The 16096-nt window shown below is 44.8% G+C and carries 15 protein-coding genes; all 15 read left to right on the top strand.

Going from position 1 to position 16096, the window contains the following annotated elements:
• The first annotated feature begins 7 nt into the window (after positions 1-7).
• The 15 genes from BLQ59_RS03700 to BLQ59_RS03625 all read left to right on the top strand — a co-directional run bounded on the left by BLQ59_RS03700 (position 8) and on the right by BLQ59_RS03625 (position 15946).
• Entirely contained in the window at positions 8-1048 is a 1041-nt protein-coding gene (locus BLQ59_RS03700; protein ID WP_074571576.1) for a WaaS/CpsH family glycosyltransferase, read from the top strand.
• Between the two features lie 54 nt (positions 1049-1102).
• Positions 1103-2872, top strand: coding sequence for a phosphoethanolamine transferase (locus BLQ59_RS03695; protein WP_218122863.1), 1770 nt, complete (start codon positions 1103-1105; stop codon positions 2870-2872).
• Between the two features lie 52 nt (positions 2873-2924).
• Positions 2925-3146: a glycosyltransferase gene (locus BLQ59_RS03690; protein ID WP_256324593.1), complete on the top strand. Its 222-nt coding sequence runs from the start codon at positions 2925-2927 to the stop codon at positions 3144-3146.
• 248 nt (positions 3147-3394) lie between these two features.
• Entirely contained in the window at positions 3395-4120 is a 726-nt protein-coding gene (locus BLQ59_RS03685) for an AAA family ATPase (protein ID WP_176756714.1), read from the top strand.
• A 187-nt stretch (positions 4121-4307) separates the two neighbouring features.
• Entirely contained in the window at positions 4308-4913 is a 606-nt protein-coding gene (locus BLQ59_RS03680; RefSeq protein ID WP_074571572.1) for a YrbL family protein, read from the top strand.
• A 4-nt stretch (positions 4914-4917) separates the two neighbouring features.
• Positions 4918-5511 (top strand): YrbL family protein, encoded by a 594-nt coding sequence (locus BLQ59_RS03675; protein ID WP_074571571.1) that lies wholly within the window; start codon positions 4918-4920, stop codon positions 5509-5511.
• Positions 5512-5892: 381 nt separating this feature from the next.
• Entirely contained in the window at positions 5893-6147 is a 255-nt protein-coding gene (locus BLQ59_RS03670; RefSeq protein WP_256324592.1) for a nucleotidyltransferase family protein, read from the top strand.
• 153 nt (positions 6148-6300) lie between these two features.
• On the top strand, positions 6301-7680 hold the full coding sequence (locus BLQ59_RS03660; protein WP_074571569.1) for an MBOAT family O-acyltransferase: 1380 nt from the start codon (positions 6301-6303) through the stop codon (positions 7678-7680).
• A gap of 15 nt (positions 7681-7695) precedes the next feature.
• Positions 7696-8688 (top strand): hypothetical protein, encoded by a 993-nt coding sequence (locus BLQ59_RS03655; RefSeq protein ID WP_074571568.1) that lies wholly within the window; start codon positions 7696-7698, stop codon positions 8686-8688.
• An 85-nt stretch (positions 8689-8773) separates the two neighbouring features.
• Positions 8774-10045: a serine--tRNA ligase gene (gene serS, locus BLQ59_RS03650; RefSeq protein WP_074571567.1), complete on the top strand. Its 1272-nt coding sequence runs from the start codon at positions 8774-8776 to the stop codon at positions 10043-10045.
• A gap of 140 nt (positions 10046-10185) precedes the next feature.
• Positions 10186-11559, top strand: coding sequence for a sodium-dependent transporter (locus tag BLQ59_RS03645; protein WP_074571566.1), 1374 nt, complete (start codon positions 10186-10188; stop codon positions 11557-11559).
• Between the two features lie 112 nt (positions 11560-11671).
• Positions 11672-12733 carry a methionine ABC transporter ATP-binding protein gene (locus BLQ59_RS03640; protein ID WP_074571565.1) on the top strand — a complete coding sequence of 354 codons (1062 nt, stop codon included), beginning with the start codon at positions 11672-11674 and terminating at the stop codon, positions 12731-12733.
• A complete protein-coding gene (locus tag BLQ59_RS03635; RefSeq protein ID WP_074571564.1) occupies positions 12702-13355 on the top strand; it encodes a methionine ABC transporter permease in 654 nt (217 codons plus the stop codon). The genes BLQ59_RS03640 and BLQ59_RS03635 overlap by 32 nt, the downstream gene beginning before the upstream one ends.
• Positions 13356-13381: 26 nt before the next feature.
• Positions 13382-14197 carry a MetQ/NlpA family ABC transporter substrate-binding protein gene (locus tag BLQ59_RS03630; protein WP_074571563.1) on the top strand — a complete coding sequence of 272 codons (816 nt, stop codon included), beginning with the start codon at positions 13382-13384 and terminating at the stop codon, positions 14195-14197.
• A gap of 450 nt (positions 14198-14647) precedes the next feature.
• Positions 14648-15946 carry an S-layer homology domain-containing protein gene (locus tag BLQ59_RS03625; protein ID WP_074571562.1) on the top strand — a complete coding sequence of 433 codons (1299 nt, stop codon included), beginning with the start codon at positions 14648-14650 and terminating at the stop codon, positions 15944-15946.
• Positions 15947-16096: the final 150 nt, after the last annotated feature.

Genomic DNA, 16096 nt, shown 5'->3' with positions numbered 1-16096 from the left:
AGATGACATGCAAAACAAAAAGATTTTATTGTGTATCACGGAACGCAATAATCAAATATTGGGACTTCAAACAACCTTGGAAGCACAGGGGTATGATGTAATATTAATATCAGCGGATACTTATGAGAATAGATGTTCCTATTGGGAGAAAAAACTATACAAGCTAGGTCGAAAAAGTGGAGAACAGAAATATCTGCAAAAATGGCGTCAGGATGTTTTTAGTCTTTTAGAATCAGGTCAAGTGGATATATTCTTTACACTAAATCTGCCTGATGAATTTTTGACGTTGGATGATATGCATCGACTGCAAGAAATTGCATTGCAGAAAAAGATAAGAACGATTACATGGATTGTAGATCCTCTGTTGAACAATAAGTTTTGTATGCAATATTGTACATTCTTTGATGCGGTATATACCTATGAAAAAAATGATGAGATATGGCTTCAGAATCAGGGGGTAAATGCAGCTTATTGTCCTGTAGGATATCGTGATGAATATGAACATGTCGGCCCGCAAAGACATGATATCGATGTATTCTTCATTGGCACACCTTACAAAGACAGGTTGGCATTACTGAACGTGTTGGCTATAAAGGGGAAAGAAAAAGACTGGAAGCTGCTTTTTGCAGGCCCTTTCTATAAAAATCCGATTAAGAAGCTTATTTTCCGTTTGAGATATCCTGCAATCTACCCCTATGTTGTCAACAAGACGATGGATGCAGCAGAGATTGCTGATTATTATGGAAGGGCGAAGATTTGCTTGAATATCCATACCTCAGGCGCAGAAGGGCTGAATCCCAGGGCTTTTGACATCTTAGCGGCAGGAGCATTTCAGTTAGTCGATGAACGGCAATATTACGATCAGTGCGAGGTGGGCCGTGATATCGTAAGCTATCAGGATGAAGCCAGCCTTATCGAAAAGGTCAGTTACTACCTCGAAAATGATGAGGTCAGGGATAACATTGCAGTTGCTGGGCGTGATGCGGTAGTCCCCACAAGAAGCTTTGCGTCAAGTGTAGCATATATGATGCAAGGTAATAAGCTATAGATTGTTGTATAATTGGCTTGATGGATGAAAGGTATTAGAATGGACATATATAGCATGATTTCTGCGATTGTCATATTAACTATCTCATATATTGTATGGAAATATACTTCGCAGTATTTGGATCGTAAGGATAGGGCCCATGCGATTCGCTGTTTCGGTTTGGCGACGCTTTTATTGTTAGCAGCACAAGCAGTAACCGGAGAGTGTATGTTTTCACTGGCAAATGGTTGGGCTTTATGGTTATATCTATCCTATCTGATAATACCAATTCTATATTATAAAGCAAACCGCTATGTACATAATATGGATAATGACGTTCCGTACGTTGTTATAGACAGTCGCAGGGATATCATGATTCCGCTGTATATGTTGGCATTTTGTTCGCTGTTGCAGTTTGTGTTGGGATGGTATTTACCTGGAGAAATTTATGTTTCGATTCTTGTTTTGGTAAATTTTCTCTTGCAGATTTTGCCGGTAATCTACGTTATGCATTATCGTCTATATGGGGATGTGCTGTCAGAAGGAGCTATCATTTCGGTTCAGCAGACTCGTTGGCAAGAGGCAAGAGAATATGCTTATGCCATATTCGGAATAAAAGGAATCGTATTTTTTCTTTGTGCTCTGATGATGCACACATATATATATATATGGTACTTTGGCAATATATACGGTAAGGGGCAAGGCTATGTGTTACCGCACCCCCTGATAACGCTAGTAATCTTGGGGGGTATGGCTGTAATTTTTTATAAGGAATACACAAAAGGCAGGATATTGATTGCTTGGAAACGGGTAAAAGAACGGCTTGAGACAGAGCGGTTATATGCGCAAGAACATGATAAACGATATGCAGCGTTGCAGGTTGATACACAGAATGCATTGATAGCAAATGCTCCAGGGACGGTGATCCTGGTAATTGGTGAATCGGCGTCCCGAGATTATATGCACGTTTATGACAGTTCCTTGCCATATGCCAATACTCCTTGGTTGGAAGAAAAACTTAATGATGAAAACTTTACCATTTTTAATAATGGATACGCTTCCTACAATTTAACGATGGAAGTGTTGAAAATGGCACTAACGGAATCCAGTCAATATAATAAAATAGATTTTTCTGAGTCGATATCAATAATAGATATAGTAAAAAAAGCAGGATATAAGACATACTGGTTTTCTCATAAAGGACGTTTGGGGCAAGAGAATGTTGCAACGACCATGATAGCAAATACAACTGACGAATATAGAGGTCCATCGCAAAATGGAGAAATAGGATATGATAAAGATTTCCTGGAATTATTAAAAAATGTTAGTCCACAGGATAATAATTTCATAGTGCTTCATCTAATGGGAAGTCATGCATATTATGAGGCTCGATATCCTTTGGGGGAGGGGAGATGGAATGGTGGGACTGTAGAGGAAACATATGCGAATACGATTCTTTATACCGATGAATTATTAAAAGAAGTTTTTGAATATGCAAGAGATAATCTTGATTTGCAATGTATGTTCTACTTCTCAGACCATGGTGAGAACCTACAACATGGTCACCATCCATCTATTCGTACGGCAGATACCTTGAGAATTCCGATGTTTATCTATTTATCAGACAGATATAGAGAATTATATAAAGAGCGAGCTGATATTTTAAAACGGAATAAGAACCGCTTTTATTCTAATGATATGGTATACAATACTATTGTGGGGTTGTTGGGGATAGATTCGAAGCATTATGAAGCGAAAGAGGATTTGAGTTCTTCCCAATATAATTATGATAAAGAACAGATATTAACCTTTGATGGGACGATGTATATTACAGAGTTTGAGTGAGATAAAAAGGATTTATGAATTATGAAGATATTGGTATAAAGGCCGTGGTGCATTGATGTTCTATGATACGAAAAATCTGGATGGGAATTCGTTTATCCCCGCAGAAGATTATTGTGAGTTCGATTCGGCAGAAGATTTATTGGAAAAGGCATATTTTTTTCTACGTGATGAGAAAGAACATATGGTAATTGCAAAATATGGTCGAAAAAATAATGAAAGATATTCTTTACATAATCGAATCATTGATTTGCTGGCTAGCTTACAGATGAAATAAGTGGAGGTAAAAAGAAAGGCTGATATAAAAATGAAATTATCCTCGTTACAATTAAGAAATTATACAGTGTTTAATGAATGCAATTTAAATATTAATTATGGTGTGAATGTTTTTGTCGGTGAGAATGGTACGGGGAAACACATATATTAAAGTTGATATATTCTGCAATTGCATCGGCTACTGGACGTGTTACATTTGCTAATAAACTTGTTCGAACAATGCTGCCGATAAAAATGCAAATTAGTAGATTGGTTAATAAAGATAATGATGGGATGGCATGCAACATAAAAGTTGCATCTAAAGATGCAGGGCTAGAAATTGAATTTAATAAGGAAACCCCTAAGTGGAATGCGGTTGAAATCGGAAATGAATCTTGGGAACAGGCGATGTCAGACGTCTATGGTATTTTTATTCCTGCAAAAGAAGTGTTGTCCAATAATTATAATTTAAACGCTGCAGTAGAACGGGGAAATGTTCAGTTTGATGACACATATTTAGACATATTGAATGCGGCCAAGATAGACGTATCAAAAGATGATGCTCAGGACAATAAGAAAAATATGCTTATAGCGATAGAAAGTGTTATTGGTGGCAGCGTGATATATGATGCATCATTAGATACATTCTTTTTATACAAAGATGATGTGAAGGAAGAATTCAATCTGGTTTCTGAAGGGATTAGAAAACTAGCGATTTTATGGCTGTTAGTTCGGAATGGAGCTATAAAAAGTGTTAGTGCCGTTTTTGGGGATGAGCCAGAGGCTAATATAAATCCAGCAGTGATTCCCTTGGTTGCAAAAATTATATTAGGTTTACAGCGCAATGGTGTACAGATTTTTATTGCAACACATGATTATTTTTTGTGTAAGTATTTAGAGGTTGAGCGTGGTGTGGGGGATAGTGTTGTTTATCACTCGCTTTATAAAGAAGATGGTGAGGTTAAGTGCGAATCCGTCATGGCTTCCAGCGCTTAAGGCCGAGTTAGAGCGTAGACTGTTACCGTTACGTAAGATTTGGGGATTGGATATTGTGGTTTTAGATAGAAGTATGGCCAGAAAATATCGGTTGATTGATAGCGATGGATAAACAAAGGATAAATCGTAAGCTTAGTTAAAAGTAAAATGATAAAATTATTTACGAAGGGAGCAATAAGGATTTAAAATGAATTCAAAAATTGAAATGAGAGAAGAACTGTTCTTGGGGGATGGAAATCATAAGGAAGTTTATATACATCCTCAGGATAAAAGCAAATGTGTCAAGCTTTTATTCACGGATGATGACCCGGATATGTCCAGAGAGTTCCGTTATCGGCGGGCCTTGGGAAAGCATGTGGATGATATGCCGCTTTTGACGAAATATTATGGAACCGTTGAGACGGACAAGGGCATTGGTTATGTCTTTGAACGTGTGATGGATTATGATGGTGCATGCAGTCGGACCTTGCTGGCTGAACTCGAAGACCCGACGGATAAAGCCAAGCTGGAACAGGTCATGCAGGATTTCCATCGAGAGTTTATGCGCGAGAAATTTGCTCCCGCGGGTGTGGACCCGGATAATTTCCTCGTTCAGCGTGTTTCACCGGAGAAATCTGTGGTGCGTATCATAGATAATATCGGGACTTCCGCTAAAATCCCTTTGGAATATTATGTAGGGTTCTTGGCGAAACGTAGAGCGAAGAAGTATTGGAATCGATTGGTGGCGGATATAGCACGGGATTTTCCGGATGCTTTGTCAGAGACGTGTATAGAATCGTTGTGGGAGAGATAATTTTATGTTGATGATATCGGATGCGTTGTATTTAGGACGAGGCCTGCATAAGGTTGCCTATATTCATCCCGAAAATGAGAATTTGGTCATAAAGATACCATTTGACCCCAAAGATGCAGAATTGAGACAGGAACTATCCTATCGGAAATCCAGGAAGTTCCGCAATTTAGACTCGCAGCTTTTGACCAAGTTCTATGGCCCGGTAGAAACGGATAAGGGGCAGGGGTATGTATTCGAGCGTATCCGCAATGCGGATGGTACAGCGTGCGAGACGTTAGGCGATTATCTGGATGCACAAGAGGCTGCAGGCTGGCCGGATAAAGAGGAAGTCTGCGCTCTTTTGCAGGGATTCATGAAGCAGGTAATGGATGAGCGCATCCTGACCAATGATACATGCTTGATTAATTTCTTGTTGCAACGCAATGAAGCTGGAGAAATAAGGATTCGCATCATTGATAATGTAGGCAGTCCAGTAAAGATTCCGTTGGTTTATTATTGGGACCATATGACCGTTGGGCATATACGGAGATATTTGAAACGCCTGCAAAGAGACCTGCAGGAGAAATATGGGAGAGATTTAGTCCTTGTTAAGAGCTAAATGGAAAACTCTGGATGTGGATGAAATAGAGATTGTGCCTACGCTATTGATGTTTGAGTGGCTTTTTCCTGCTGGTTGCGGTATAGTGTTGTTCTAGGTGAATTTTCGCCCGATGGGCTATCAGATATGGAGAGTGAGTATTGTGTTAGATATCAAATTTGTCCGGGAGCATCTGGATGAAGTAAAAGAGATGCTGAAGAACCATAAACTCCGTATTAAGCACAGCACGTAAGTACGGTATAGCTGTCATAGCTACATTAATGGCAGTGTTTGCTTAGGCATCTTGTATTCCTTGGGCATTGGCTAGTGATTAATTACAAATGTTTTGATGATTGCGAGTGATAGATAGTGGACTTACCTAAACGAATCAAGTCAGATTTAGTGAAATTAGCACATAAATATGATGTATCGAAAATCATTTTATTTGGTTCTCGTGCTAGAGGCGATAATTACGATAAAAGTGATGTGGATATAGCGGTATATGGATGCACCAGATTTTCGCAATTTTCACTTGATGTGGATGAAGAGGTATGGACACTTTTGACGTTTGATATTGTCAATATGGATGCTAAGGTGTCTGATGAGTTGAAGAAGGAAATTGAACGGGATGGGGTGATTATATATGAAAAAGTATGATAATTTTTGCAGTAATCTTCGAGTGCTCGAAAAGGCTTCAGAGCAAGATTTAGAAAATGAATTCATCATAAGCGATATTATCGATAAATTAAATGAATTTGCATAAAATACTAGAGGGACGCTTATATTACACAATATGTAAGGAGAATTTAGGTGTTATTTAATTCGTATGAGTTTATTTTGCTCTTTTTGCCCCTTACCTTTGCGGGCTTTTTTACATTGGGGCATGGTGGACAGAAACGTGCGGCTACGCTTTGGCTGGTGCTGGCGTCGTTTTTCTTTTATGGATATTGGGATGTTCGCTATGTGCCGTTGCTTTTCGCTTCGATCAGCTTCAACTACCTTGTGGGGAGGCAGTTAGAGCGCTGCAATGGCAATCGGGCATGGCTGATTTTGGGTATTGTTGTGAATGTCCTATTGCTGGGGTATTTCAAATACACGGACTTTTTCCTTGGTACGGTAAATTCCTTGGCGGGGGCCGATATGTTTGATTTGCCACATATTGTCCTGCCACTTGGTATTTCGTTTTTTACCTTTACACAGACTGCGTATCTAGTGGATGCGTATCGGGGAGAAGCACGGAACGAATCTTTCCTGACGTATCTGGAATTTGTTACGATTTTTCCGCATTTGATTGCCGGGCCAATCATCAATCACAAGGAAATGATTCCGCAGTTTATTGCGGATAAAACGTTCCGTATCAACTATGACAATATTGCTCGTGGTTTGACGATTTTTACCATGGGTTTGTTTAAAAAGGTGGTTATAGCAGATAAACTGGCTATTTATGCGAATGAGGCATTCAGCCATGCGGATTCGCTGACTTGTGTGCAGGCATGGCTGGGCGCTTTGTCGTATACGCTGCAATTGTACTTTGATTTTTCTGGGTATAGTGAAATGGCCATTGGATTAGCGTTGTTATTCAATCTGGATATGCCCGTCAACTTTAATTCCCCTTATCAGGCGCGAAGCATTATTGATTTTTGGCGGCGTTGGCATATGACGTTAGGCTTGTGGGTGAAGAATTACCTCTATATTCCGATGGGCGGTAATCGTCATGGTGAGTTTAGGAAGATGCGGAATCTCTTTGTATCCATGCTGATAATCGGTTTATGGCATGGTGCTGGATGGACTTTTGTAATCTGGGGGGGAATGCATGGTGCTTTGCTGATGATCAATCATGCTTGGCGTAAAGCTGGCATCGCACTGCCTAAAGTGTTGAATTGGGGGATGACATTCCTTTGTGTGGTAATTTGCTGGGTGTTTTTCCGTGCGGGAAGTGTCCATGAGGCTATGCAGGTATTAGGCAGCATGGCCGATTATCAAAGTCTCCTAGGCGCTCATGGCAAGGAGAGCAGACATTTACTGGAAATGATTGGCATGGTAGCATTATTGGCATTTGTGCCGAATCCCTTGGTGTTGATGAAGAAATTCACAGCGAATAATAAATGGCTGATAGTCACAGCAGCAATGCTGATTTGGGCTATGTGGCATTTGAATAATTATTCCGAGTTTCTTTATTTCCAATTTTAAAGAGGGATGAGCAGAATGAAAAAATACGTTTTCCGTTTGTTGGGGATATTTTTGCTGGCTATGTTTGGAACTATGGCTTGCAATTATATTTTTGATTCTTCTGGCGTTTTTAATACGGATTTTAGTGTCAAGCGTGTGGAACCTAATCAGCATTTTGTAAAGATGCGATATATACTTTCTAATCCGGAAAAATATAATGCATTTTGCTTTGGTTCATCGCGTATTGGTAATATCGATTTGAATAAAATTGATAATGGCCTGCGTTATTATAATATGACGTATTCGGAAGGTTTACCAGAAGAGTGGCTGCTTGATTTGCAGGATATGGTCAAACATGGTGTCAGTATCAATCAGGTTATGATTGGTTTGGATGATTTTTCGATACGAGTAGATCCGAAACAGCATGAAAATGATTTGTTAAGAGTTCCTTATCGGGGCGACACGTTATGGAAGACCTATGCGTTATATTTACTGAAAAAACCAAGGTTGAAAAAGAAAGATGCCAGCAGAGGCAGTGTTTATGATATATATGGATCAGGAAGACCGCTGCATCCGGAAGTGGATGAGTATATCGAAGCCAATGTAGAAAAACATTTTCAGGATGAACGCTTTTCGAAACCGTATGAATATAAAGGGAATCGGATAGCCGAAGCCATGGAAAGTCTTACAAAATTAAAGGAACTCTGTGATGATAATGGGATTGAGTTGCTCGTTTTCGTTAATCCTGTTAATGCGGTTACCTATCGCAGCAATGATATATCGGAGCTTAACGAGTTCAAATATCAGTTGGCTCAGTTGACCAATTACTATGATTTCAGTGGGTTGAATGAGATTACGACCAATAATTACTATTATTATGAAACAAGTCATTATCGGCCAATTGTCGGAGATATGATTGTGGATCGGATATTCCATAATGGACAAAAGAATTTCGGCGTGTTGGTTACAAAGGATAATGTGCAGGAGCATTTGCAAAGGTTGGAAGAACAGTTGAGGCAGGAAGGATAGACTTTGCAAAGCAGTTGCGGTATAATGTTGTCCTAGGTGAATTTTCGCCCACCGTAAGGGCTATCAGATATGGAGAGTGAGTATTGTGTTAGATATCAAATTTGTCCGGGAGCATCTGGATGAAGTGAAAGAGATGCTGAAGAACCGTTGCAATCCGCTGAATCTGGATGATTTCTCTGCGCTGGAGCAGGAACGCCGGAATCTGCTGCAGCAGACGGAGACGCTGAAGGCTGAGCGCAACGCGGTTTCCAAGGAAATCAGCGTGATGAAGAAGAACAAGGAAAACGCGGATGCCAAGATTGCCGAGATGCGTGCTGTGGGCGAGAAGATTTCCGCTCTGGATGCTGACCTCAAGGATGTTGAGGCAAAACTGCGCGACATCCTGCTGCACATCCCGAATATGCCGAAGGCTGATGTGCCCATCGGCAAGGATGATACGGAAAATCCGGAAGTGCGCAAATGGGGCACGCCGAAGGAGTTCTCCTTCGAGCCGAAGGCTCATTGGGATATCGGTGCAGATCTGGATATCCTCGATGCTGACCGTGCGGCCAAGGTTACGGGCGCACGTTTCATGTTCTACAAAGGACTGGGCGCAAGACTGGAACGTGCCTGCATCAATTTCATGATGGATTTGCATGCCAATAAGCATGGTTATACGGAAATGCTGGCTCCTTATATTGCCAACAAGGACAGCATGACGGGCACGGGCCAGCTGCCGAAGTTTGCCGAGGATATGTTCAAGCTCGAAGGTCAGGATTATTATCTGGTGCCGACGGCAGAGGTGCCGACGACGAACTATCATCGTGATGAAATCCTTGATGGCGACAAGCTGCCGGAATACTACAGTGCTTATACGGCATGCTTCCGTGCTGAAGCTGGCAGTGCCGGCCGCGATACGCGAGGTCTGATCCGCCAGCATCAGTTCAACAAGGTGGAACTCATCAAGTTCGTCAAGCCGGAAACGAGCTGGGATGAGCTGGAGTCCATGGTGGATGCAGCTGAAGATGTGCTGCGCATCCTGGAACTGCCGTATCATGTGGTGCAGCTCTGCACGGGCGATATGAGCTTCACCTCGGCCAAGACTTATGATATCGAAGTCTGGTTCCCGTCTCAGGGCAAATACCGTGAGATCTCTTCCTGCTCTAACTGTCTGGACTATCAGGCACGCCGTGCGAATATCAAGTTCCGCCGCGATGCGAAGTCCAAGCCGGAATTCGTGCATACGCTGAATGGTTCCGGTCTGGCCGTAGGCAGAACGGTAGCTGCTATCCTGGAGAACTATCAGCAGGAAGACGGTTCTGTAATCGTGCCGAAGGCACTCGTTCCCTACATGGGCGGCGTAGAAGTTATTAAATAAAATTACAATTATACAAGTAGTGTGTAACAAAGTGTCGCTCACTGCTGGACAAAATTCGCTCTTTGCGGTAAGATAGATTAGTGATTATCTATCGATTCTCGCATTGGGCGAATTTTTTTATGGAGAAGGTGTATTTAGGTTTGGAAAGAAGTGGATTCTCTACCCGTTTAGGGTTTATTCTCGTGTCGGCGGGATGTGCCATCGGCTTAGGTAATGTGTGGCGTTTCCCGTATATTACCGGTCAGTACGGCGGTGCGTCCTTTGTGCTGATCTATCTGATCTTTTTGGCGATCTTAGGTCTGCCCATCATGGTGGCAGAGTTTGCTGTGGGGCGTGCGAGTATCCGCAGCGCGGCAATGTCCTTTGATGTATTGGAGCCGAAAGGGACGAAATGGCATTGGCATAAGTATACGGCCATCGGCGGTAATATGATCCTGATGATGTTCTATACTACCGTGGCAGGCTGGATGCTTTATTATCTGTATAAAACGGCAACAGGTGCTTTTGATGGTTTAGGTGCTGTTGGCATTACGGAAATCTTTGTCAATTTGTTGAAAGATCCTGTGACCATGGGCAGTTATATGGTGGCAATCGTGGCCTTGTGCGGTGGCGTCTGCTATCTGGGTGTGGAAGCCGGGGTGGAGCGCATCACAAAGTTCATGATGACCTGCCTGTTGGGGCTCATGATCATCCTGGGCATCAACTCGGTAATGCTGCCGGGGGCTGGTGAAGGACTGAAGTATTATCTTTACCCGGATTTTGGCCGCCTGATGGAGCATGGCCTGAAGGAAGTCATCTTTGCGGCGATGGGGCAGGCATTCTTCACGCTGTCCATCGGTATGGGGTCGCTGGCAGTGTTCGGTTCCTATATCGGTAAGAGCAAGTGCCTGACCGGCGAGGCAATCTGGATCATTATTTTGGATACTTTTGTGGCCATTATGGCAGGTCTTATCATCTTCCCGGCCTGCTTCAGTTATGGGGTTAGTCCTTCGAGCGGGCCGAATCTCTTGTTCGTGACTTTGCCGAATGTGTTCAACTCCATGCCCTTTGGCCGTCTTTGGGGGACGCTGTTCTTCCTGTTCATGACCTTTGCGGCTATGTCTACGGTCATTGCCGTGTTTGAGAATCTCGTGGTCTGCTTCTTTGACTTGCTGCGTATCGACCGCCGGAAGATCATCTGCGCAGGGATTCCTATCGTGATCCTTCTCTCCCTGCCGTGTGTGCTGGGCTTCAATGAGTGGAGCTGGATTCAGCCGCTGGGCGAAGGCTCGGGCGTGCTGGATCTGGAGGATTTCCTGGTGTCTAATAACATCCTGCCTCTGGGCAGCCTTGTCTATATGGCTTTCTGTACGAGCCGCTATGGCTGGGGCTGGGATAACTTCATCAAGGAAGCCGATACCGGCAAAGGTATGGCGTTCCCGAAATGGATTCGGTTCTATGTAACGTACATCCTGCCATTAATTGTGCTCATTATCTTTGTCAATGGGTACTATGCCTTGTTCTTTAGCAAGTAAATTATAACAAGCTGATGCGCCTCAAGCCAAGCCTTCCCCTTGAGGGGAAGGTGGCAGCCCGTAGGGCTGACGGATGAGGTGGAACGTTATTTTTAGATTGGAGTGAATGCCTATGATTAAGTTTTCCAAAGTCGAGAAAACTTATGCCAGTCCGGCGGGGCCGGTACCGGCACTTAAGGGCATTGATTTAGAGATTGCCAAGGGCGAGATCTTTGGCATCATCGGCTTGTCCGGCGCGGGCAAGTCTACGTTGGTGCGGTGCATCAATATGCTGGAACGGCCTACGGGCGGTTCCGTAGTGGTTGACGGGCGCGATATGACGGCGCTTTCGGACAGTGAGCTGCGCGAGGCGCGCAAGGACATCGGCATGATATTCCAGCATTTCAATTTGCTGTCCTCGGCCACGGTCTATGACAATATTGCCTTTCCTCTGAAGCTGGCGGGTAAATCCGACAGTGAAATCCGGGAAAAGGTCACGCCGCTGTTGAAACTGGTGGGGCTGGAGGCGAAGGCAGATCAGTATCCTTCCCAGCTGTCCGGCGGGCAGAAACAGCGTGTGGGCATTGCCCGGGCACTAGCCAGTGAACCGAAAGTGCTGCTCTGCGATGAGGCGACGAGCGCGCTTGATCCGCAGACGACCAAGGCGATTTTGGAGTTGATCCGTGATATCAACAAGAAGCTGCAATTGACTGTGGTGGTTATAACCCATGAGATGCAGGTCATCAAGGATATCTGCGATAAGGTAGCGGTTATCGACAAGGGCGTTATCGCGGAGCAGGGCACGGTGCTCGAAGTGTTCACCAATCCGCAGCAGCCCATTACGAAGGAATTTATCAGCGTACTGCTCTCGAATGATTTGCCGGCGGCCTTTCGTGGCGGCCAAATCAGTCAGGAACCGGCAGAGGATGCCTATCTTTTGCTGCGGCTGACCTTTATCGGCGAGTCTGCGGATGATCCGGTGATTGCCGATATGATCCGCAAATTCCCGGATGTGGAAACGACTTTGCTGTTCGGCAATCTCGACCATATCAAATACACGCCTTTTGGCCGCATGATCATCGGCCTCAAGGGCGAAACTGCACGGGTGCAGGCGGCGCTTGACTATTTCAGGAGCCGTGACCTTAAGGAGGAGGTGATTGGTTATGTCAAACGACATGATTCCTCTGCTGACTAAGGCTTTGGGTGAAACCGTCTATATGGTGGCCGTTTCCATGGCCATCGCATCCGCTTTGGGCATTCCTTTGGGCGTATTGCTCTATGCCACGGACAAGGGGCAGATTCTCGAATCCCCGATGCTCAATAAGGTGATTGGCACGGTGGTCAACGCCGTGCGTTCGATTCCGTTCATTATCCTGATGGTAGCAATCATTCCATTCACCCGTCTGCTGGTAGGCTCGGCTATCGGCACAACGGCGGCCATGGTGCCGCTGGTCATCGCCTCTGTTCCCTTTATCGGGCGGCAGGTGGAGACCAGCCTCAAGGAAGTTCCCTATGGCTTGATTGAGGCGGCGCTTTCCATGGGGGCAACGCCGGTGCAGATCATCAGCCGCGTACTGCTGCCGGAATCCATGCCCAGCATTGTGGCCCAGCTGACGACGGTGGTCATCAGTCTGGTCGGTGAGTCTGCCATGGCCGGTGCTATTGGCGGCGGCGGTCTGGGCGATTTGGCCATCCGTTATGGTTATCAGCGTTTCCGTCCGGAAGTGATGATTGCCACGGTTATCATTCTGATCGTTCTCGTTCAGGCAGTGCAATTCGTGGGCAACACGCTTGCTAAACGCCTCGACAAGAAATAATTTCTTATTTATAAGGAGGTATCCCTATGAAAAAAGTATTAGCACTTATCGGCACGCTGCTGATTGCGGCTATGGCCTTTGCCGGCTGTGGCGGCGAGCAGCAGGGCGCAAAATCTGACGCCAAGACCTTGAAGGTCGGCGCAACGGCAGTCCCGCATGCGGAAATCCTCGAAGTGGTGAAGCCGATACTCGAAAAAGAGGGCATCAAGCTGGAAATCGTCGAATTCAACGATTACGTACAGCCGAACCTGGCCCTCAACGACAAGGAACTGGACGCCAACTTCTTCCAGCATGAACCGTATCTTGTGAACTTCATGGAAGAACATAAGGAAGTCAAACTCAAGAACGCCTTCGGTGTGCATATCGAGCCCATGGGGGTATACTCCAAGAAGGTCAAAGACCTCAAGGAACTCAAGGATGGTGCTGCCATCGCTATTCCGAACGATCCAACCAATGGCGGCCGCGCCCTGCTTCTCCTGCAGAAGGCTGGCCTGATCACACTCAAAGACGGCGTGAAGGAAAAAGCTACGGTGCAGGATGTGACGGGCAACCCGCATAACTTCAAGTTCCAGGAAGTAGAAGCTGCGCAGGTTCCGCGTACGCTGGACGATGTGGATGCAGCTGTCATCAACACCAACTATGCAATGCAGGTCAACCTCGTACCGACGAAGGATGCCCTCTTTATGGAAGACAGCACTTCTCCGTATGTGAATATTATTGCCGTGCGTGAAGGCGACGAAAAACGCCCGGAAATCCAGGCGCTGATCAAAGCTCTGCAGAGCAAGGAAGTCAAGGACTTCATCACGGATAAATATAAGGGTGCCGTTGTACCGGCGTTCTAAATAGGCGAAAAGCCGTTCCAAAAGGAACGGCTCTTCTCCCTCGCAGCTGGTCGTTGCTTGAGGTTAAGACTGATGCTGTACTACCTTATCAGCCAGTGACAAATGAGGTTAGCCACGATACTTGCTGCAACAGCAAGTAGGAATTCGCGGCAAAGGTTAAAAGCATTACGCATGTGTGTGTCAGCGCCATGGGCTGGTCCCCTGTGGCGCACGGAAGGTCCGCATAAGGGACATCGAAAGCCGCTCTCGTAAGAGAGCGGCTTTTCTTTTGGTTGATTTTGTAGATTTACAAGTTTATAAAAAGTTTATATTGCTTAATGTAAACCGTTTTGTTATAATGGTCATTGTGTCTACTGTGATTAGAGATTTCTGAGAGGAAACATGGAAACTCTAAGAGTATGTCTATGAGCATAGGACAAAGAATACTTTTTATTGAGGAGGAGTTTCTTGATGAAGAAGACTCTCGTTTCTGCTTTGACTACGGCTCTCGTAGTAGGTGCTGCCAGCACGACTTTTGCTGCCAGCAATCCGTTCTCTGATGTTCCCGCTGACCACTGGGCTTATGACGCTGTAAGCCAGCTGGCTGCTGATGGTGTTATCGAAGGTTATGGCGACAGCACCTTCAAGGGCAACCGCAACATCACCCGTTATGAAATGGCACAGATGGTAGCCAAGGCTATGGCCAAGAATACCAGCGGTGCTGACAAGGCTATGGTCGATAAGCTGGCTGCTGAGTTCGCGGAAGAACTCAACAACCTGGGTGTGCGCGTAAGCAACCTGGAAAAGCATGCTGACATGGTGAAGTGGACGGGTGAAGCCCGCTACCGTTACTGGAGTTATCGCAGCCATGACGCGGCTAACAAGAAGACAAAGGAAAATATCAACCAGCTGCAGTATCGTATTTTCCCAACGGCTGAAGTCAATGAACATTGGAAGGTCAAAGGTCGTCTGACTGGTTCCATGAATATGGACAAAGACAATGAAGGCAACATGAAAATGACCTTCGTTTATGCAGAGGGCAATTATGGCAACTTCAACGTGAAGGCTGGTAAAATGCCGTTCTACTCCACGAATGATGAAGGCCTCGTGATGGATGACTTCTTCTCTGGTGTACAGGCTACGGCTGGTAAGGACCTGAAGGTTGTTCTGGAAGCTGGTCGTTGGAATATCAATGATGATGCTAATGCATCTGTAGTTGCTGGTGCAGTTCAGGATACTGCCAGCTATCAGGGTGTTCAGCTCAATTATGAAAAAGGCAAGCTGGCTGGTGGCGTAGGTTACCGTCATTTCAGCAGTGATGTGTTCAAGACGGCTGATCGCTACAAGAATCACGGTGACAGCGACAAGGCTAATATCTGGTCTGTAGGCGGTAAATACAGCTTCAGCAAGAACGTTGCTCTCATGGGTTCCTATGCGCAGAACGCATCTGCTGACAACTATCGTAAATCCGGCAGTGTAGAGCTGGACTACAAAGGCGCCAGCAAAGCCAACAAGGGCACTTGGGGAGCTTTCGCTGCATACCGTCATCTGGGCTCCAATGTTTCCCTGATGCCGACCTATGATACGGCCCATGCCAATACGGGGACGGTTAATGCTGGTACGCTGAATGTCAAAGGCTGGGATTTCGGTGTAAGCTATGTTCCGCTGAAGAACACGCTGACCACAGTGGAATATTTCAACGGCAAGAAGTTCGACAACCACAACAGAAAAGCTGAAACGCTCTACGCTCGTGTAAGCTACTTCTTCTAATTATAAGTCAGGCAAGAAGACCTCGCTCTTAGGAGTTGAGGTCTTTTTTTTATGTGCTGTTATTAAAATCTTTTTATGCTCAAATATAAACAAATATTGAAAAAATTCACAAGCTGTGTTAAAATCTAATTAATTGAGAGCATAAGCAGG

It is taken from the genome of Pseudoselenomonas ruminantium, from assembly GCF_900104055.1.
Classification (GTDB): Bacteria; Bacillota; Negativicutes; order Selenomonadales; family Selenomonadaceae; genus Selenomonas_A; species Selenomonas_A ruminantium_C.
Note: the sequence above shows the minus strand (reverse complement) of the source record. Positions and strands in the feature narration are given on the sequence as shown.

Coding starts and splice junctions, on each gene's coding strand:
- BLQ59_RS03700 (WP_074571576.1), top strand. CDS start 8: ATGCAAAACAAAAAGATTTTATTGTGTATCACGGAACGCAATAATCAA.
- BLQ59_RS03695 (WP_218122863.1), top strand. CDS start 1,103: ATGATTTCTGCGATTGTCATATTAACTATCTCATATATTGTATGGAAA.
- BLQ59_RS03680 (WP_074571572.1), top strand. CDS start 4,308: ATGAATTCAAAAATTGAAATGAGAGAAGAACTGTTCTTGGGGGATGGA.
- BLQ59_RS03675 (WP_074571571.1), top strand. CDS start 4,918: ATGTTGATGATATCGGATGCGTTGTATTTAGGACGAGGCCTGCATAAG.
- BLQ59_RS03655 (WP_074571568.1), top strand. CDS start 7,696: ATGAAAAAATACGTTTTCCGTTTGTTGGGGATATTTTTGCTGGCTATG.
- BLQ59_RS03640 (WP_074571565.1), top strand. CDS start 11,672: ATGATTAAGTTTTCCAAAGTCGAGAAAACTTATGCCAGTCCGGCGGGG.
- BLQ59_RS03635 (WP_074571564.1), top strand. CDS start 12,702: ATGTCAAACGACATGATTCCTCTGCTGACTAAGGCTTTGGGTGAAACC.
- BLQ59_RS03630 (WP_074571563.1), top strand. CDS start 13,382: ATGAAAAAAGTATTAGCACTTATCGGCACGCTGCTGATTGCGGCTATG.
- BLQ59_RS03625 (WP_074571562.1), top strand. CDS start 14,648: ATGAAGAAGACTCTCGTTTCTGCTTTGACTACGGCTCTCGTAGTAGGT.